Consider the following 18,099-nt stretch of genomic DNA (forward strand, 5'->3'; position numbering starts at 1 on the left):
GACCGAAGTCAGGTCCAGGTCGCAGCCACCCTGGAAGGGCAGCTGTCGTGGATCTCCGACCCGACCCCAGGCTCCCGACACGACCTACATTGCCTCGACCAATCCGGCGCCCTCGACCACCTCGCCACATACCCACCGATCGGCGATAAAGGCTACATCGGGCGCGGCATGCTCACCCCGTTCAAAAAACAACCCGGCCGGGAACTTCTCGACTGGCAGAAAACATTCAACAAGAGCCTCAACCGCACACGCGCCACCATCGAGCGAGTCATCGCCCATATCAAGTCGTGGAAAGTTCTCCACACAGACTACCGCCGACCCTACGCCACATTTAAAACGACGATCTCGGCAGTCATCGGACTCATCTTCTACGCACTTACCTGACGGAGCCTGAATAAGCCTCAAGGAGCTGTTCACTCGCGAAGAAGTGAGTCAGCAGTTTCAGGCGGCGCGGGAGAAGAAGCCGGGAAACTTTCACCGGGACTTCAACGCGGCGATCCGCAATCAGTGGATCGCGGTGGACTCCGACGGGAGCAACTTCTACCTGACCAACACGGGCTACGACGCCGTCCACAACGGGTTCAAGGGCGATTCCGAGCAGGAGCGATAGGGAGTGCCTGTATCCGCCACCGCAGCACTCGGCCAGTTACCGACCGAACTGCGCGGCGAGTTGATCACTGAATTCGAGAAGGTCACTCGGAACTTCCGGGAGCGGCGCTGGGAGGCTACCACGCTGGACAGCGGCCGCTTGTGCGAGATCGTCTACACAATCCTGGCCGGCCATCTCGATGGCGACAACTTCCCGGCAACCGCATCGAAGCCCGCGCAGTTCGATACTGCCTGCAAGGACCTGGAGAAGAAGCCGAAGACGGCTGGCTCGGACTCGGCCCGCGTGGTGCTTCCCCGCATGCTCGTCCCGCTGTACGCCCTCCGGAACAAACGAGGCGTCGGCCACGTCGGCGGGGACGTAGACGCGAACTTCATGGACGCCACCGTCGCGGTCCACATGTCGCAGTGGATCATGGCCGAGTTGGTTCGGATTTTCCACGCCATCTCGGTGGAAGAGGCCACGAAGGTTGTCGAGTCGCTCGTGGATCGGACCGTGCCGATCCTCTGGCAGGTTGGCGACGTCGTCCGCGTCCTCGACACCGGTCTTGGCCTCGAGGACAGCACGTTGCTGCTCCTCTACTCAGACGTCGTCGGCGTCCACGAGAAGAAGCTCACCGCCAGCCTGGAGCAGGACAAGCTGTTCAACTACCGCCGGGTCCTGTCCCGGCTTCACGGCCGCAGGTTGATCGAGTACGACAGGGACTCAGGCATGTCGATGATCTCGCCGACCGGCATTGAGCCTTTTTCAACCTGACGTTTGTGCTGGTCAGGGGCGTGAAGGCCGGCCGGGGTGGGGCTCCTGGTAGACGGATGGGTGTCGAACCGTCGTCTGCCAGGAGCCCCGTGTGCTGTCCTACCCATCCGGGATGAACGTGTCCAGCCGTAGCGTCCGTGATCTTGCTGATCTTCTCCGGGGGCATCGGCGTCAGCGTGGAACACGCTGGCGCCGGCTCTCAGCCGGTCGGCAGGCCTTGCTGGTGCTCGCCTACCTGCGTAAGGGCGAGACCTACGCTGCCCTGGCCTGCGGGTTCGCGGTGAGCACCGCGACGGTGTACCGGTACCTGACCGAGGCGATCGGTCTGCTCGCCGCGCTCGCCCCGACCCTGGAACAGGCCATCACCGTCGCCGCTGGGAAGGCGTTCGTGATCCTGGACGGCACGCTGCTGCGTATCGACCGGGTCGGCATGACATCCGGCTACGACCGGGCGTTCTACTCCGGCAAACACAAGTGCCACGGCCTGAACGTGCAGGTCATCGCCGACCCCGTCGGCAGGCTGGTGTGGATCTCCCCACCGCTACCCGGAGCCCGGCACGACATGGGTGCCGCCCGCGCCCACGGGATCATCGACGCGGTCAACACCGCCGGGGTGCGGGCGATCGCTGACACCGCCTACCAAGGCGGCGGGCCCGCGATCACCGTCCCCCACCGACGCCGCCGCCGCGACCTCGACACCGGCCGGTACCGGCCCCTGTCAGCGAATCAGAAAGCGGTCAACGCCGCCCACGCCCGACGACGGGCACCCGGTGAACGGGTCAACGCCGAGCTGAAGAACTGGAAGATCCTCCGCAAGATCCGCTCCAGCCCCAACCAGGCCACCCAGCTCGTCGCCGCGGTCCAGACCCTCATGATCACAGCTACCTGACCAGCACAAACGTCAGGTTGAAAAAGGCTCATTACGGACGTCGAGGAACGGTTGCTGAAGCCGTAGTCACCACGGCCAGCTGCGCCCCCTCTGCCCCTCCCATGGTGGCGGCCACGGCGGAAGTAGACGCGGAGCCTGCGCCAGAAGTTGATCATGATAGGAACGCTCCGTGGCCGAGCACTACAGCGTGTAGCCGAGCGGTCGCCATGTGCCGCCGCCAGCGGAGGGAGAGGCGTGCCGCCAGTGAAGGGGACCTAAGAGCGTGTTTGGAAATTCTAGTGGGTTGAGGGTGTCGTGTGTTTCTGCTGGCGGGTGGCGGGGTATCCACGGGCGATGCGGCGGGTGATGGTGTTGATCGCGGCCCAGCGGATCATGGCTTCGGATGTGGTGGGGTGGCGTTCGTAGTCTCGGGCCAGGCGTCGGTGTGCGGTGAGCCAGGCCAGGGTCCGTTCGACCACCCACCTTCGTGGGAGGACGGTGAATCCGCGCTGCTCGGGTGGCTTGCGGATGATCTCGATCGTTGTCTGCAGGATCGTGGCGGCCCAGTCGAGCAGTCGCCCGGCGAAGCCGGCGTCGGCGTAGACGAACCGCACCCTGGTGCGCAGGTAGAGGTTGAGCAGGATCGGCTTGGCGCCGTCGCGGTCCTGTACCGAGGCCGAGCACACCATCGTGGTCAGCAGCAGACCGAGGGTGTCGGTCACGATGAACCGTTTCCGTCCGCCTGTCTTCTTCCCGGCGTCGTAGCCGCGGGAGTCCTGGCCGACGGTGTCGGCGCCCTTGACCGACTGGGAATCGATGATCCCCGCACTCGGCTCCGGATCACGGCCCTCGGCGATACGTAACTGCCCCCGCACGACCGGGAGGATCTTCTCGGTGACCTTCTGCTGTTCCCACTGGTTGAAGTACCAGTAGACGGTCTGCCAGGGCGGGAAGTCCACCGGCAACGCCCGCCAGGCACACCCGGTCCGCACGACATACAAGATCGCGTCCAGCACGTCCCGACGAGCATGAGCAACAGGCCGCCCCCGCCGCGCGAGCGGCGGTAACAACGGCTCGATCACCACCCACTGGGCATCACTGGTGTCCGAGGGGTACCGGCGCGGTCGTTCCTGCATGCCGACCACGATGGAGCACCCCAGCCGTGTCGACCATCCCGACACACCCACCATTTCCAAACACGCTCTAAGGGAAATGGATCTTCCCCGCTACATGAAGAAGCCCCCGGAAGCGTCGCTACCAGGGGCTTCTCGGAGCCGCCTTGGGGAGTCGAACCCCAGACCTACGCATTACGAGTGCGTCGCTCTAACCGACTGAGCTAAGGCGGCGTGGTGCGGAACTAGTGTAGCGGCGCCCTCCACGCCACCGGAGCACCCCCCACCGGCTCCCCGACCGATACGGTTCGGCCGAACAGTGCCCCACCGCGTCCACGGCCCCGGGATCATCCGGAAGTCGGACGCCCACTGCGTCGTCCGGAGACAGGATCACCCCCGTGACGATGCGGCTGCTGGCGGTCCTGGCCCTACTCCTGGTGAGTGCGGCGACGTGGCTGGACGGACGTGCACCAGTTCCCGTCCCGACTGACGCGGACCCCGGCGTGTTCAGCGCGGACCGGGCGATGCGCACGGTGCACGACCTGGTCGACGGCCCGCGCCCGGGCGGGAGCCAGGCCGCCGGTGCCGCCCGGGACGCGATCGCCGCCCGGCTGAGCGCGGCCGGGCTGACCACACGGCTGCACTCCTCGACCGGCATCGGCGGGGCCGACGACAGGCTGACCGCGGCGCCGGTCGACAACCTCGTCGCCACCCTGCCCGGCACCGACCCGACCGGGGCGGTCGTTCTGTCCGCGCACTACGACTCGGTCGCGAGCGGGCCCGGCGCCGCGGACGACATGGCGTCAGTGGCAGCGATCCTGGAGGCGGTGCGCGCGATGCGGGAGGGCCCGCCGCTGCGCAACGACCTCGTCGTGCTGATCACCGACGCCGAGGAGGTCGGTCTGCTCGGCATGCAGGCCTGGGTGCGCGACGAGCTGAGCCCATCCGCGCGCCCGACGGTCACCGTGAACTTCGAGGCGCGCGGGGTGTCCGGGCCGTCGCTGATGTTCCGGACCTCCCCGGGCAACACCGGGCTGGCCCGGGTGTTCGCCGACGCCGTCCCGCACCCCACGGGCGACTCGTCACTGGTCGAGATGTTCCGGCTGCTGCCCAACGACACCGACCTCACCCGGGTCATCGACGCCGGCCGGCCCGGCATGGACGTCGCGTTCGTCGAGCAGCCGGTGCAGTACCACACGACGGGCGACGCTCCGGAGAACCTGAGCGCGGCAAGCCTGCAGGGGCACGGCGAGGCCGCGCTGGGTCTGGCCCGTGCCCTGGGGAACCAGGATCTCGCCCCGCTCGACCCGGCGGCGTCCGGTGCCGCACCACAGGGCGACGCGACGTACTTCCGTCTCGCCGGGACGACCGTCGTGTACCCGTCGTGGCTGGCGTGGCCGGTGGCGACGCTCGGGGCGGTCGCGGTCGTCGCCGCAGTGCTGGTCGCGCGTCGGTGCGGGGCGACGACGGTGCCGCACGTCCTGGGTGCGGCGGTGCTGCTGCTCGTCGCGGCCGTCGCCACGGTGTTCGCGTCGGTGGGGCTGTGGCAGGCGCTCCTGGCGGTGCACCCGGTCTGGGCGGACACCGGGCCGTTCCTGCACCGCCCGATCCCGGTGCAGGCAGCCGCGGTGGCGCTGGCCGTCGCAGTGACGGCACTGTGGTGGCTCGCGGTGCGCCGCTGGGCGGGCACCGCCGGCGCGGCGACGGCCGGGGCGCTGGTGCTCGCCGTGCTGGGCCTGGTCACAGCGGCCACGGTGCCGGGCGCGTCGTACCTGTTCGCGTGGCCCGCGGCCGCCGCGGGCGCCGGGCTCGCTGCCGCCCTGGCGCTACGGGGGCGCCCGGTCGGCGCGACGGCAGCCGCCACGCTGGGCGCGGTACCGGTGGCGGCACTGCTGGTGCCGCTTGGCTGGGATCTGTTCGTACTGTCCGGGGTGTGCGACGGCGTCCCGGCCGCGGCGCTCGTGCTCACCGCCGCGGCGCTCACGCTCGTTCTCGTACCGGAGGGGGTGCGACGCGCGGCGGCCGGAGACCGGCCCGGGCGGGCGTGGCCGGTGCCCGTCGCGGCGGTGCTGGCCTCGGTCGTCCTCGCCGGGGTGGGGGCGGCGCTGAACGGTCCGTCGGCGGAGCGGCCGCAGGCCTCGCACCTGTCGTTCCTGCAGGACGACGAGGGTGCCCGCTGGGTCAGCAACCAGACCGTCCCTGCGCCCTGGACTGCCCGCTACCTGGACACCCCGGCGCGGGAGGTGCCGGCCTGGCCGGGGCCGGACGAGGTCCGGACCGGGCCGGCGCAGCCGCTGGCCGTGCCGGGGCCGCGAGCGGAGGTCCTGAGCCGCACCGCGGACCGGGCGGTGCTGCGTGTGACGAGCCCGCGCGGGGCGCCGGGGATCACGCTACGACCGGACCGGGCCGTCGCCGCGGCGACCGTGACCCCCGCCGGACGGCCCGCGGTGTCGGCCGCGCCAGCGGACGGGCTGACCGAGGTGCGGCTGCACGCGGTGCCGGCCGCGGGTGCCGTCGTCGAGCTGGTGACGGGGCCGGGGCCGCTGAGCGTGGCCGTCGCGGACCTCTCGCCGGGGCTGAATGGGGTGCCGGGCTTCGTGCCGCGGCCGCCGGAACTGCGGGGGGCGCCGGACCCCACCAGCGACCAGGTGGTGCTGGCGACGCGGGTGGAGCTCAGGGGGTGAACGGGAAGCAGTGTGAGGTGGCCGGTCATCCACGGTGCAGCGCGGTCATCATGGCCTCGACGGCGATCCGCGGCTTCACGTTCTGCTCCAGCGCGTCGCGGCAGGCGAGCACCGCCTCCAGCCGGCGCAGGCTCGACTCCGGGCCCCACTCGGCGGCGGCCACCCGGATCTCGCGGTCGCGGTCCGGGTTGGTCAGCGGCACCGTCGCACCGGTCGCGGCGACGATCGCGTCCCGGTAGAAGCCGGCGAGGTCGACCAGGGCACGGTCGAGCGCGTCCCGCTGCGTACGGGTGGCGCGGCTCTTCTGCCGCTTCTCCAGGTCCCGCTCGGCCGCCTTCGCCGAGCGGGCCGCCGCGGCGGCGCCCTTGCCGGTGCCCCCGGCCCCCATCGCGACCGCCAGCTCCTCACGCTCGGACTCGTCACGGGAGGAGCGCAGCTCCTCGGCCTCGGCCTCGGCCGCGCGGATCAGCACGTCGGCGTGGAAGAACGCGTCGCCGAGGCGACGGAGCTTCGTCGGCACGCCGAGGATCTCCTCGCGACGGGCACGGGCCTGCGGGTCACGGGCGAGGCGCCGCGCCCGGCCGACGTGGCCGCCGCACACCGACGCGGCCCACCGGGCCTGCTCGGGATCGATGCCGTCGCGGTCGCGCAGCACCCCGGCGACGGCGTCGGGCGCCGGGCTGCGCAGGTGCACCATCCGGCAGCGCGACCGGATCGTGACGGGCACGTCGTCGGGATGGTCGGACGGCGCGCAGAGCAGGAACACCGTCTCCGGGGCCGGCTCCTCGACCGCCTTGAGCAGCGCGTTCGACGCGCCCTCGGTGAGCCGGTCGGCGTCGGCGATGATCACGATCTGCCAGGTCCCGGTGGCGGGCTTGCGGGCGGCGAGCTGCACGAGCGAGCGCATCTCGGCGACCGAGATGGACAGTCCCTCGGGGACGATCTCCCGGACGTCGGAGTGCGTGCCCGCCATGACGGTCCTGCAGGCCGCGCACTCGCCGCAGCCGTGGTAGCGGCACTGCAGGGCGGCCGCGAAGGCGCGCGCGGCGTTGGACCGGCCGGAGCCGGGCGGGCCGGTGAACAGCCAGGCGTGGGTCATCGCCGACGGGTCCGATGCCGCCGCGTCCAGCTCGGCGACGGCGGCGGGCTGGCCCACCACGTCGTCCCACACACTCACGACGATCCCTCCTCCGTCATCTGCCGGCGCGCGACGACGCCGACCGCCGCCGCCAGGACGCCCGCCCCGGCGAGCACGAACCGCGTGCCGTCGACCAGCAGCGCGGTATCGCCGACGGTCACCGTCCGGGTCGCGACGACGCCGACGACGACCGGCACCACCGACATCGCCCCCAGCAGCACCAGCCGGACCAGGGACTGCACGAACGCGTTGACCCGGCCGCGGATCCCGTCGGCGACCTCGGTGCCGATGATCGTGAGCCCGATCAGGAAGGCGATCCCGGCGAACGCGCCGACGACCAGCACCGCGGCGATCGCCATGAACAGGTGCACCACCCCGCCACGCCACGACGACGAGCGACACCCCGGCCCCGACGATCGCGCTGCTGCGAACAGCCGCCGGTGCGGCACCTGCCGGGCCAGCACCGGGCCGAGGGCCATGCCCGCGGCGAGTCCGGCGAAGACCGACGCGAACAGGATCGAGTACGCCGCGTCCCCACCGCCGAGGCTCGACGCGTAGAGCTTGGCCGTCGCGATCACGGCGCCGCCCGCGGTGAACCCGCCGACGACCCCGACGACCAGCCCGCGCACGAGCGGGGTGCGGACGACGTAGGTGTAGCCGTCGCGCAGCAGGTACAGCAGCGACGGCGGGGCCTGCTGCCGCTCGGCCTCGGTGGCCCGGCCGGAGATCTCGGGGATCGCGAAGTACACGACCAGCGCCGAGAGCAGGAACGAACGAACCCGTTGAGGCACAGCGCCGCGTAGACGGTGGTCTCCTGGTCAGCCCCGAACATCGGGCCGACCTTGCTGACCAGCGCGAACAGCCCCGCACCGCCGCGACGACCGCGACGCCGTAGGTCACGAGCAGGCCCAGCTGCGCGGCACTCTCCATCTGCGCCGGGCTGCGCAGCAGGTTCGGGACGGCCGCGTCCTTCGCCGGGATCCAGAACATGGTGCACAGCTCGAGGAGCAGGGTCACGACCAGCAGCCACCACAGCTGCCCGACGAACGGGATCGACAGCAGCAGCACGAACTTCGCGAGGTCACAGGTCACCATGACCTTGCGCCGGTCGAAGCGGTCGGCGAGCACCCCGGCGAGCGGCCCGAACAGCAGCGACGGCACCAGCTTGGTCGCGACGACGCCGCCGAGCGCGAAGCTCTGCGCGGTGAACCCGGCGCCCGCGGTGAGGTGGGTGGCCAGCGAGGTGAGTGCCAGCAGCGCCAGCCACTCGCCGGTCGCGGTGACCGCGGTGACCGACCAGAGCCTGCGGAAGGCGGGGATCGCGAGGACCGACGTCAGGCGGTGCGACGACGTCGACGACGACGGGGTCGTGATCGCGGCTCACCTCCTCGCCCGGTGCGGCGTGCGGATGTTCAGGCTAGACGGGGCCACCGACGGCGACCGCGGGACCTCAGACGATCGTCGACAGTGTCTGGACCAGGATCACCAGGTAGATCAGTACGAAGACAATCGTGAACACCCGCGCTCCGACCCGGCCGCGGGTGAGCCGGGAGAAACCGAGCAGTCCCTCGTCGAGGTCGACCGGGGGCCGGGCGGACACCGCGGGCGGCCGGTAGACCGTCCCGACGGGCTCCTCGTCGCCGGAACGGGGTCGGCGCGGGGCGGGCAGCCGGGGCACCGGGCCGGTCGGGGACCGCCGGGGCACGGGCGGGACCGGCGACGACGGGGCGGGCGTCACAGGGCGGCGGGGCCCGGGGACCGAGTCGTCCGCGTCCTCGTCCGGGGTGGGGATGGCGGCGGGGCCCGGCCTGCGGCGCCGGACCGCGGTCAGGGTCCGCCGGGTGGGGCCGTCGATGTCGGGCCCGCCCGCAGCGGGCTGCTCACCGTCCGAGGACGGGTCGGGGTCCGGCCGGTCCGCGGGCGCGTCCTGTGCCGCCCCGGCGGGGCCCGCGGGGTGGGCACCCCTCCCGGGCCCGCCGGTCCGCCTCGCGCTCGGCGACCAGCCGCGCCACGCCCCAACGCCCGTCGTCGGCGGGGGCCGGCGCGGGGCGGCTGTTCCTCCACCGCACGGCCATGACGGCATGCTAGGCCGCGACCAGCGGTGACGCCTGCTTCCGACGGGGTATGGCGCGCGGTGCCGCCCGGCCGGGTGACCCGCCCGGGCGGAGCGTCACCCGCCGTCGGGCAGGCGGTTCCCCTCGTCCGGCCGGCCCGGCTGCGGCCCGGAGTCCGGCGCGGGCGCCGGAGCAGGTGCCGGAGCCGGGCTGCCCGGGGGCGGCGGCGGAGCGGGCACCGACCCGCTGCTGACCTGCAGCGTCACCTGCTCACCCGGGAGCGCTGCGCCGCGGGGCTCCTGCCCGACGACCGTCCCCTCGGGAGCGTTGTTGTCGACGGTGCGGGTGGTGACCTGCCACCCGGCACCCTCCAGCTCACCGCGGGCGTCGCTCACCGACCGGCCGACGACGTCCGGGATGCGCGACTCGGCGCCGCCGTCGAGGTAGCGCGGGTCGGTCGGCGGCAACGGGGTCGGCGGGGTGTTCGCGACGAGCGGGCCCACCGCGCCGTACCAGGTGCGGGCCGGGGTCTTGCCGCCGAAGATGTTGCCGTTCCCGCAGGCGAAGGGGGCGCCGCCGCCGTCGCAGAGGGGTCGCGGCCGGTTGGAGTTGTCGAAGGTGATGACCGCGCCGGCCATCTCCGGGATCGCACCCATGAACGCGGCCGACTTGTGCTGCTGGGTCGTCCCCGTCTTGCCCGCCATCGGCCGGGTCCAGCCCGCGGCCCTCGCCGCGGCGGCGGAGGTGCCGGCGACGTCGTCCTTGCTCAGGCCGGTGACCAGGGTGTTCGCCAGCGCGGGATCGACGGCCTGCTGGCAGGGCTCCTCGGTGATCGGGACGGGCTTGCCCTCGGCGTCGGTGATCGAGTCGATCGGCGTCGGCGGGCACCACTTGCCCTGGGAGAACAGGGTGGCGCCGACGTTGGCCAGCTCCAGCACCGACGTCGGGGTGACGCCGAGCGTGAACGACGCGAGCCGCTGGTCCTTGATCACCTCGGCGATCGAGCGGTCGGTGCGCTTGCCGGTGCCCGGGTCGACGAACGGCGTCGTGGCCAGCGACTTCATGCCGAGCCGGACGGCCATGTCGACCACGTCCGGCACCCCGGTGAACTCCTCGAGCTTGATGAACGCGGTGTTCGGCGACTGCGCGAGCGCATCGGTGAGGCTCATCCGGCCGGGGTAGTTGCCAGCGTTCGCGACGGGGACGGGGCGGCCGCTGCCGTCGACGTAGATCGGGGAGGCGTAGCCCGAGGGCGGCACCTGCATCGAGTAGTTGATGCCGAGGCCCTTCTCCAGCGCGGTGGCCGCGGTGAAGATCTTGTACGTCGACCCGGCACCGAGGTTGACCGGCTGGTACGGCAGGCCGTAGCTGGTCTCCTCGGCGTCGGCGTTCAGGCCGAACGTGCGGCTCGACCCCATCGCGAGCACCCGGTGCTTGTCCTGGCCGGGCTGGACCAGCGACATCACGTTCGCGACGTTGGGGGTGTCCGGCGGCACCTCCTTGTCCAGGGAGCGCTTGACCTCGGTCATCGCGCGGCGGTCCAGGGTGGTGCGGATGGTGTAGCCGCCGCGCTGGATCTGCTCCTCGGTGAAGCCGGCCTCGGTCAGGTACTGCGTCACGTACTTGCAGAAGAAGCCCATGTCGCCGGCGCCGATGCAGCCGTTCGGCACCCGGACCAGCGGGTTCGCGACGCCGAGCGGAGCGGCCATGGCCTGCTTCGCCTGGGCGTCGTCGATCATCTGCTGCTGGCGCATCTGGTCGATCACGACGTTGCGCCGCTGCAGCGCGGTCTGCGGGTTCTGCACCGGGTCGAACTGGGTGGTCGAGCGGACCATCCCGGCGAGCATCGCGGCCTGCGGGACGGTCAGCTTGTCCGGTGTGGTGTTGAAGTACGTGCGCGCCCCGGCGGCGACGCCGTAGGAGCCGTTGCCCAGGAAGACGATGTTGAGGTAGCGGTTGAGGATCTCGTCCTTGGACAGCTGGCGCTCCAGCTGCAGGGCGATCCGCGCCTCCTTGAGCTTGCGGGCCGGTGTCTGCTCGGTGGCCTTGAGCCGCTCGGCCTCGCTCGTCGCGTCGACGTAGAGCATGTAGTTCTTGACGTACTGCTGGGTGATCGTCGAGGCACCCTGGACGACGTCGCCGGACGCCGAGTTCGCGACGACCGCGCGCAGCGTGCCCTGCCAGTCGACGCCGTCGTGCTCGTAGAACCGGCGGTCCTCGATGGCCAGCATCGCGCCCTTCATCGCGGTCGAGATCTGGTCGTTCGTGACCTCGGTGCGGTTCTGGTCGAACAGATAGGCGATCGGGCGGCCGTCGGAGTCGGTGAGCGTCGTCGTCAGCGGCGGGCGGGTGCCGACCAGGTCCGCCGAGCTCGAGGTGACGCTGTCACCCGCCTCGTTGGACAGCATGCCGAGGCCGCCGACCAGTGGGAAGGCCATGCCCGCCGTGATCACACCGAGCAGGACGCACAGGCCGGCGAGGACGCCGAGCGGGCGGAGCAGACGCCGGGGGAACCTCACGGGACCAGCCTACGGGCCACGGCGTCAGGAACCGGTCAGGCCGACACCCCCCGGGTTGCGTAGTTTTGCGCGCTGACCCGGACACCCTCCGCGGTCGAGGATCGACGCATCACGTCGCGGGCCACCGGGCCCGCACCGGCCCGAGAGGCGACCCGATGCTCGACACCCTGCGTCCCGTCACCGGCAGGCCCCGCCTGCGTCCCGCCGTCGTCGTCCGCGCCTGCACCGCGGTCTGGAACTGGCGGTCGGCCGCACGCTGCCGCACCGAGGACGCCGAGAACCTGTTCGTCACCGGCGCCGACCAGCGCGAGGCACGTGAGTTCTGCCTGTCCTGCCCGGTCCGCACCGAGTGCCTCGCGCACGCACTGGACCACCAGGTCGAGTTCGGTGTGTGGGGCGGGATGACCGAGCGGGAGCGCCGGGCGCTCCTGCGGCGGCGCCCGGACGTGCGCGACTGGGCCGCGCTGCTCGGACGCGCGCGCTCCGACCACTACGCCGGACGCAGCAGGAGCGCCTGACCCGATAGCGTCAGCGGCGTGCTGGAGTTCCTGGCCGGTCTCTACCGGACGCACGCCGACGATCTCGCCACGGTGATCGACCAGCAGCGGGCGCTCCTCGCCGGCGGCACGATCACTCCGCAGCTCGACGACGTCGAGGCCGAGCTGACCTACCTGCTGCTGCGCCACCACCGGCCGTCGCAGGTGGTGGAGGTCGGCACCTACTACGGCTGGTCCACCACCTGGATCCTGTCCGCGCTGCGCGACAACGGGGCGGGTCACCTGCAGTCGTTCGACCTGGTCGACCACGTGTGCGGCACCGTGCCCGAGGAGCTGTCGGCCGGGCGCTGGACGTTCCACCGCGGGGACCTGCGCGAGACCGTCGAGAAGGTCCCGGCCGGCACCGGCTACCTGTTCGTCGACGCCGACCACGGACGCCGCTTCGCCCGCTGGTACCTGGAGCACCTGTTCGGGCGGATCGCGACGGGCACGCCGACCAGCGTGCACGACGTGTTCCACCTGCCCCGGGCACGGCCGTTCACCGAGGGGGCCGAGGTCCTGCGGCACCTGGGGCGCAGCGGCACCGGCTGGTTCACACCGTCGCGGGCCGCGGCACCGCGGAACCTGCGTGCGCTCGACGCCGTCCGGGCCGAGCTGGGGATCACCGGGGCACGCGGGACCTCGCGCAACCCGATGATCTTCTTCTCGATGCCCTGAGCTCAGCGGGCGGGATCGCGCAGCCCCTCGACGACGCCCTCCAGCACGGTCGCGAACCGGTCGGCCTCGGTCCGGTCCAGCCCGGACAGCAGGCGTTCCAGACGCGCGTCGAGCCGTCCACGGGTGCGGTCGACCGCGGCCCGGCCCGCGTCGGTGAGTGCGACGGCGACCGCCCGACGGTCGGTCCCGTGCGGACGGCGGAGCAGCAGTCCGTGCGCCTCGAGGGTGCTGACGTGCCGGCTGGCGACACTGCGCTCCAGCCCGACGGCGGCGGCCAGCTCGGTGGTGCTGACCCCGTCGCCGAGCCGGGCCAGCCCGGACAGCACCGGGTAGGTGGTCGCGTCGAGACCGTCGATGCCGCCGGTCAGTGCCGCGTGCAGCCCGGTGCGGGTGTCACGCAGCAGGAGCCGGCCGAGGGCGTCCGCACAGCGTCGTTCGGGGGTCACACTCCCCACGATACGTGCATCTTGCACGCTCCCCACCGTCCGGCGTACCGTCCGAATGCGTGCACAGTGCACGCTCATGGAGGGAGTGGTCATGACCGGAGCGGTGGATCCCGAGGACGTCCTGCCGGACGGGGTCGAGTACGCGGAGCTGGGCGGGACGCCGGTGCGCAAGGGCACGGTCGCCGCGTTCGTCGCGACGGCGCGGTCCCTGGAGGCGCTGCCAGCGGGCGACCCGGCCGAGGCCGGTCTGGCCGCGCACCTGCGTGATCTGCTGCCGGGCCTGCGCGCGGTCGGAGTGCTGGAGGTGTTCGCGCCCCGCTCGGCCCGGCTGCGGGCCGCGCTCGGCGTGTCCTGAGCTCAGCCCGCCGACGCCGCGGCGCGGGACTCGGTCTCGCCGGCCAGCAGCGCGCCGACCCGACGCAGCCCGTCGAGGTCGGCGATGTCACCGGCCAGCGCGGGCACCCGCGTCACCGCCACACCGGGGTGCGCGGCGGAGAACCGGGTGAGCAGGTGCTCCTCCCGTTCGTGCAGGTCGACGCGGTCGGCGTGCAGCCGCAGCACCGCGGCCGCGATCTGCGACCCCGGTCCGCCGACCTGCTCGGCCGCGGCCCGCGCGCGGGCCGCGGAGACCGGCGCGAGCACCGGGTGGGTCCGGTTCAGCACGAGCCCGGCCAGCGGCATGTCCTCCGACGACAGCCGCTCGGTGAAGTACGCCGCCTCGCGCAGCGCGTCCGGCTCCGGTGCGGCGACGACGAGGAACGCCGTGCCCTCCGAGCGCAACAGCGCGTAGGTCTTGTCGGCCCGCTCGGCGAAGCCGCCGAACAGGGTGTCGAAGGCCTGCACGAACGCCGACGCGTCCTGCAGCATCTGCCCGCCGATGATCGAGCCGACGGCCTTGGCGAACAGTCCGAACCCGGCCTCGACGATCCGGCGCAGCCCGCGGCCGCCCGCCCGGGCGGGCGCGGCGAGCAGCTTGATCATGCGGCCGTCGAGGAAGCGGGACATGCGCTGCGGGGCGTCGAGGAAGTCCAGCGCCGAGCGCGAGGGCGGTGTGTCGACGACGACGAGGTCCCACGTCCCGGCGCCGGCGAGCTGACCCAGCTTCTCCATCGCCATGTACTCCTGCGTCCCGGAGAACGAGGAGGAGACCGTCTGGTAGAAGGGGTTCTCGATGATCTTCTGGGCCCGCTCGGGCGGGGCGTGCGACTCCACCATCTCGTCGAAGGTGCGGCGCATGTCCAGCATCATCGCGGCGAGCTCGCCGTCGACCGCCTTCACCGGGGCGGGGTCGTTCGACAGCTCGTCCACCCCGAGTGCCTGGGCCAGGCGCCGCGCCGGGTCGATGGTGAGCACGACGACCTGACGGCCACGCTCGGCGGCGCGCACCGCGAGCGCCGCAGAGGTGGTCGTCTTCCCGACGCCCCCCGAGCCGCAGCACACGATGACCCGGGTGGCCGGGTCGTCGATCAAGGCGTCGACGTCCAGCACCCCGTCCGGCGCCGGGTCGGTCCTGCTGGTCATCGGCGGGCCTCCAGGTGCACTCCCTGCGCGGTCATCGACTCGGCGAGCTCGTAGAGCGAGCCGAGGTCCACACCGCCGAGCAGCGCGGGCAGGGTGATCCGCGGCAGCGGTGGGGTCGGCTCGGTCTCCAGCCGGCGCAGCGCGGCGGTCTCCCCCTCGACGGCGACGGCGTGTTCCACGGTCTCGGCGACCAGGCCGTCGATCTCGGCGGGGGCCAGCTCGATCCCGGCGCTCTGCAGGCCGTTGCGGATCCGGGTCGCGTCGACCCGGCCGCCCGCGGCGGCGGTGACCGAGCGGTCGGGCAGCCACTGCTCGCGCATCCGGTTCACCACGACCGAGCCCAGCGGGATCCCGGCGGCGTCGAGCTCGGCGACGGCGTCGAGCGTCTCGGTGACCGGCAGGTCCGACAGCAGTGTGACCAGGTGCACCGCGGTGAGCGGGGAGTGGATCAGCGCCTCGACGCCCTTGGCCTGCCCGTGGATCGGCCCGACCTTGGCCAGGTCGGCCATCGCCCTGGTGACGTCGAGGAACGACACGAGACGACCGGTGGGCGGCGCGTCGAGGACCACCGCGTCGTAGGCGGGGAGGCCGTCGGACTCCGTGCGGGTGACGCACTCCTTGGCCTTGCCGGTGAGCAGCACGTCACGCAGGCCGGGGGCGAGCGTGGTCGCGAACTCGATCGCGCCCATCCGGCGCAGGGTCCGCCCGGCCACGCCGAGCCGGTAGAACATCTCGAAGTACTCCAGCAGCGCGGCCTCGGCGTCGACGGCCAGCGCCCGCACCTCGCCACCGCCGGGAGCGACCGCGATCCGCCGCTCCTCGTACGGCAACGGCGCGGTGTCGAAGACCTGGGCGATGCCCTGGCGGCCCTCGACCTCGACGAGCAGCACCCGCTTCCCACCGCCGGCCAGGGCCAGCGCGAGGGCGGCGGCCACGGTGGTCTTGCCGGTTCCCCCCTTGCCGGACACCACGTGGAACCGCACGCGGGAGAGCGCATCGGGCCACGGGTCGGGGCGGGTTCCGGGCTCGGGCCGGACGGTCGTGCTCACGTCGACCAGCGTACGAGCGCCCACCGACAGCGGCCCGTCGGCGAGGTGCGTCCCACAACGGACGGGCGCGTCCCACGCTCCGGCGGTGGGCGTCCGTCGCAGCGGGACGCCATCCGTCGCGCCACGGCGGTTCGGTGTCGGGTGCCCGGGTTACAGTCCCGCCCATGAGCTCCCCGGTCGTGAAGTGGGAATACCTGACCGCCCCCCTGCTGATCCACAACACCAAGGCGATCCTGGACAACTTCGGCCGCGACGGCTGGGAACTGGTCACGGTGACCAGCGGCGCGAACGCCGAGCAGCTGGTGGCGTTCTTCAAGCGGCCGGTGCAGCAGTGAGCGCACTCGCCCGGCTGACGGAGCTGGGGTTGACCCTGCCCGCCGTGGCCACACCGGCCGGCGCCTACATCCCGGCCCGGCGCAGCGGGAACCTGGTCTTCACCGCGGGCCAGGTCCCGTTCGTGGACGGCAAGGTCGCCGCGACCGGCAAGGTCGGCGACACCGTCACCCCCGAGCAGGCCTACGACCTGGCCCGGATCTGCACGCTGAACGCGCTCGCCGCGATCGACGGGCTGGTCGGCCTCGACAGCGTCACCGGCGTGGTGAAGGTCGTCGGGTTCGTCGCGTCGGACCCGTCGTTCACCGGCCAGCCCGGCGTGATCAACGGTGCGTCGGACCTGCTCGGTGAGGTGTTCGGTGAGGCCGGGGCGCACGCCCGGTCGGCCGTCGGCGTCGCGGTGCTGCCGCTGGACGTACCGGTCGAGGTGGAACTGACCGTGGAGATCGAGGACTGAGGTCGGGTCGACATGGGTGTGTCCGCCGGGGTCCCGGCCGGTCACGAGCTGCTGCTGCGGCTCGCCCGCCGGGTTCCCGACGAGCTGCTCTGGCGGCTGCGCGACTGGCTGGCCGCCGGGGACACCACGGCGCTCGGCGCGGTCCTGCCGCGCACACTGCTGCGGCACCGGATCGGGCTGACCGGGCACGAGCGCACCCTGCTGGCCGAGGTCGTCGGGCCGGACGCGCCGTCGCGGCGCCTGGTCGACGCGGTGCTGCCCGGCACACCCCCCGCCCCGCCCACGTTCACGGCGGGCGAGCCGGACCTGGCCGCGTGGTCGGCCCTGTCGGTTGTGCGCGACGAGGCCTCCGCACTGCTGCTGGCCGTGCGCGACGACGGAGCCCGCGTGCTGCTCGTGCGTGACGCGCAGCGGCCGCACCTGCTCGCCGCCGCGGTCGCGCGGCTGCTGCGCGTCCACGGTGACCGTGTCCCGCGCGTCGAGGCCCTCACCGGCGACGCCCCGACCGGAGTACCACGAGGCCGCGTGCACCGCGGCGGCGTCGTTGTGGAGCCGCGAGCCGGTCCCCACCGGCTGACGCGGGACCGCGAAGGAGGCCCCATGTCCGACCCCACGTACCGCCTGCTGCGGGAACTGGCCGGCCGGGTGGACGACGACCTGCTCGCCACCGGACGCGAGCTCGTCGCCGTCGGCGAGGAGGGGCACGCGCTGGAGCTGCTGGTCGCCGAGCTCGTCGCGGGACGGGCGGTGCTGCCGCACGCGGTGCGCTCCGAGCTGGTCACCGAAGCGGCCGCCCGCCGGGTGCAGCCCGACGCCGACGCCTGCCTGCCGCCCGCCGCGGACGTCGCCGCGGGTCCGCACCGGTTCGACGGCGACGGTCCGCCCGGTGCCGCGGAGGCGGTGGCCGCCGCACTCGCCGGCGTCCCGGTCCCGGAGTCGGGCTGGACGCTGGCCTGGCGCACGACGCCCGCCGGTGCCGCCCCCGGCCCGCTGCCCGCAGCCGGTGCTGCTGGCCCGCACCGGACCGCACGACGCACCCGAGGTCCTGACCTACCAGGCGCAGGCGGCGCTGGCCCGGGCGGGCTGGTCGTGTCGGTCGAGGTCGGCGACGACAGCCCGGACCCCGACTACCACCGCACCGCCCGGGAGGTCGCGCGGCCGCTCCCCGCCGCTGCGCCGCTCCCCGCCGCGCCACTCTCCACGGCACCACCCACCGCCGCACCACTCTCCGCCGCACCACCGCTCCCCGCAGCCGCCTCCTCTGCGCCGTCCCACGACACTCCGTCCCACGACGCCCCCGTCGTCCCGTGACGCCCCGTCCCTGAGGCTCCGTCCCGTGAC

17 protein-coding genes, 1 tRNA gene and 3 pseudogenes are annotated in these 18,099 nt (G+C 72.7%); 11 read left to right on the plus strand and 10 right to left on the minus strand.

All coding sequences use genetic code 11. From position 1 onward, the window contains the following. Positions 1–12: 12 nt before the first annotated feature. The 4 genes and pseudogenes from KPL57_RS20230 to KPL57_RS20245 form a co-directional block, all read left to right on the plus strand. Positions 13–384 (plus strand): annotated as a pseudogene (locus KPL57_RS20230) (transposase family protein); the annotation flags it as partial. A 43-nt stretch (positions 385–427) separates the two neighbouring features. Continuing rightward, positions 428–610 (plus strand): hypothetical protein, encoded by a 183-nt coding sequence (locus tag KPL57_RS20235; RefSeq protein WP_226352767.1) that lies wholly within the window; start codon positions 428–430, stop codon positions 608–610. Positions 611–613: 3 nt separating this feature from the next. Beyond that, complete coding sequence (locus KPL57_RS20240; protein WP_226352768.1) at positions 614–1,363, plus strand: hypothetical protein; 750 nt, start codon at positions 614–616, stop codon at positions 1,361–1,363. A gap of 91 nt (positions 1,364–1,454) precedes the next feature. Further along, on the plus strand, positions 1,455–2,252 hold the full coding sequence (locus KPL57_RS20245; protein ID WP_226350737.1) for a transposase family protein: 798 nt from the start codon (positions 1,455–1,457) through the stop codon (positions 2,250–2,252). A gap of 259 nt (positions 2,253–2,511) precedes the next feature. Here the strand turns inward: KPL57_RS20245 and KPL57_RS20250 are convergent. Next, positions 2,512–3,421, minus strand: a pseudogene (locus KPL57_RS20250) (IS5 family transposase); the annotation flags it as partial. Between the two features lie 82 nt (positions 3,422–3,503). After that, positions 3,504–3,577, minus strand: a tRNA-Thr gene (locus KPL57_RS20255). Between the two features lie 269 nt (positions 3,578–3,846). Between KPL57_RS20255 and KPL57_RS20260 the strand changes: the two genes are divergently transcribed. Continuing rightward, positions 3,847–6,027, plus strand: a complete 2,181-nt coding sequence (locus KPL57_RS20260) for a M20/M25/M40 family metallo-hydrolase (RefSeq protein WP_226352769.1) — start codon at positions 3,847–3,849, stop codon at positions 6,025–6,027. 25 nt (positions 6,028–6,052) lie between these two features. On the opposite strand, the gene KPL57_RS20265 is transcribed toward KPL57_RS20260, so the two are convergent. The 5 genes and pseudogenes from KPL57_RS20265 to KPL57_RS20285 form a co-directional block, all read right to left on the minus strand. Beyond that, the gene (locus tag KPL57_RS20265; RefSeq protein WP_226352770.1) at positions 6,053–7,204 is read right to left on the minus strand and encodes a DNA polymerase III subunit delta'; all 1,152 of its coding nucleotides are present in this window, start codon (positions 7,202–7,204) and stop codon (positions 6,053–6,055) included. Continuing rightward, positions 7,201–7,956 carry a hypothetical protein gene (locus tag KPL57_RS20270; protein WP_226352771.1) on the minus strand — a complete coding sequence of 252 codons (756 nt, stop codon included), beginning with the start codon at positions 7,954–7,956 and terminating at the stop codon, positions 7,201–7,203. Before KPL57_RS20270 ends, KPL57_RS20265 begins: the two co-directional genes overlap by 4 nt. 133 nt (positions 7,957–8,089) lie before the next feature. Further along, a pseudogene (locus tag KPL57_RS72385) lies at positions 8,090–8,539 on the minus strand (MFS transporter); the annotation flags it as partial. A 76-nt stretch (positions 8,540–8,615) separates the two neighbouring features. Next, positions 8,616–8,870, minus strand: a complete 255-nt coding sequence (locus tag KPL57_RS20280; RefSeq protein WP_226352772.1) for a hypothetical protein — start codon at positions 8,868–8,870, stop codon at positions 8,616–8,618. A 465-nt stretch (positions 8,871–9,335) separates the two neighbouring features. After that, entirely contained in the window at positions 9,336–11,738 is a 2,403-nt protein-coding gene (locus KPL57_RS20285; RefSeq protein ID WP_308187915.1) for a penicillin-binding protein, read from the minus strand. A gap of 155 nt (positions 11,739–11,893) precedes the next feature. Here KPL57_RS20285 and KPL57_RS20290 point away from each other — a divergent pair, with 155 nt between their 5' ends. Together KPL57_RS20290 and KPL57_RS20295 are read left to right on the plus strand one after the other, a co-directional pair. Further along, on the plus strand, positions 11,894–12,256 hold the full coding sequence (locus KPL57_RS20290) for a WhiB family transcriptional regulator (protein ID WP_082375646.1): 363 nt from the start codon (positions 11,894–11,896) through the stop codon (positions 12,254–12,256). 18 nt (positions 12,257–12,274) lie between these two features. Further along, positions 12,275–12,952 carry a class I SAM-dependent methyltransferase gene (locus tag KPL57_RS20295; RefSeq protein ID WP_226352773.1) on the plus strand — a complete coding sequence of 226 codons (678 nt, stop codon included), beginning with the start codon at positions 12,275–12,277 and terminating at the stop codon, positions 12,950–12,952. A 2-nt stretch (positions 12,953–12,954) separates the two neighbouring features. Here the strand turns inward: KPL57_RS20295 and KPL57_RS20300 are convergent, their stop codons facing one another. Further along, positions 12,955–13,398 (minus strand): MarR family winged helix-turn-helix transcriptional regulator, encoded by a 444-nt coding sequence (locus KPL57_RS20300; protein ID WP_202968445.1) that lies wholly within the window; start codon positions 13,396–13,398, stop codon positions 12,955–12,957. 91 nt (positions 13,399–13,489) lie between these two features. Here KPL57_RS20300 and KPL57_RS20305 point away from each other — a divergent pair, with 91 nt between their 5' ends. Next, positions 13,490–13,753, plus strand: coding sequence for a hypothetical protein (locus KPL57_RS20305; RefSeq protein WP_043280967.1), 264 nt, complete (start codon positions 13,490–13,492; stop codon positions 13,751–13,753). A gap of 2 nt (positions 13,754–13,755) precedes the next feature. Here the strand turns inward: KPL57_RS20305 and KPL57_RS20310 are convergent, their stop codons facing one another. Both KPL57_RS20310 and KPL57_RS20315 read right to left on the minus strand, forming a co-directional pair. Next, the gene (locus tag KPL57_RS20310) at positions 13,756–14,919 is read right to left on the minus strand and encodes an ArsA family ATPase (protein ID WP_226352774.1); all 1,164 of its coding nucleotides are present in this window, start codon (positions 14,917–14,919) and stop codon (positions 13,756–13,758) included. Beyond that, positions 14,916–15,968 carry an ArsA-related P-loop ATPase gene (locus KPL57_RS20315; RefSeq protein WP_043280965.1) on the minus strand — a complete coding sequence of 351 codons (1,053 nt, stop codon included), beginning with the start codon at positions 15,966–15,968 and terminating at the stop codon, positions 14,916–14,918. The genes KPL57_RS20310 and KPL57_RS20315 overlap by 4 nt, the downstream gene beginning before the upstream one ends. Before the next feature lie 164 nt (positions 15,969–16,132). Here KPL57_RS20315 and KPL57_RS20320 point away from each other — a divergent pair, with 164 nt between their 5' ends. Genes KPL57_RS20320 through KPL57_RS20330 form a run of 3 tightly spaced genes read left to right on the plus strand, consistent with a single transcriptional unit; the run spans position 16,133 to position 18,069 of the window. Further along, on the plus strand, positions 16,133–16,303 hold the full coding sequence (locus KPL57_RS20320) for a DUF4177 domain-containing protein (protein WP_020626603.1): 171 nt from the start codon (positions 16,133–16,135) through the stop codon (positions 16,301–16,303). After that, complete coding sequence (locus KPL57_RS20325; RefSeq protein WP_226352775.1) at positions 16,300–16,758, plus strand: RidA family protein; 459 nt, start codon at positions 16,300–16,302, stop codon at positions 16,756–16,758. The genes KPL57_RS20320 and KPL57_RS20325 overlap by 4 nt, the downstream gene beginning before the upstream one ends. 12 nt (positions 16,759–16,770) lie before the next feature. Continuing rightward, complete coding sequence (locus KPL57_RS20330; protein WP_226352776.1) at positions 16,771–18,069, plus strand: hypothetical protein; 1,299 nt, start codon at positions 16,771–16,773, stop codon at positions 18,067–18,069. Positions 18,070–18,099 lie beyond the last annotated feature (30 nt).

It is taken from the genome of Pseudonocardia sp. ICBG601, assembly GCF_020496245.1.

What these genes read in the sequence shown, in the direction of transcription:
- KPL57_RS20290 (WP_082375646.1), top strand. Translation starts at nt 11,894, where the DNA reads ATGCTCGACACCCTGCGTCCCGTCACCGGCAGGCCCCGCCTGCGTCCC.
- KPL57_RS20330 (WP_226352776.1), top strand. Translation starts at nt 16,771, where the DNA reads ATGGGTGTGTCCGCCGGGGTCCCGGCCGGTCACGAGCTGCTGCTGCGG.
- KPL57_RS20320 (WP_020626603.1), top strand. Translation starts at nt 16,133, where the DNA reads ATGAGCTCCCCGGTCGTGAAGTGGGAATACCTGACCGCCCCCCTGCTG.
- KPL57_RS20310 (WP_226352774.1), bottom strand. Translation starts at nt 14,919, where the DNA reads ATGACCAGCAGGACCGACCCGGCGCCGGACGGGGTGCTGGACGTCGAC.
- KPL57_RS20305 (WP_043280967.1), top strand. Translation starts at nt 13,490, where the DNA reads ATGACCGGAGCGGTGGATCCCGAGGACGTCCTGCCGGACGGGGTCGAG.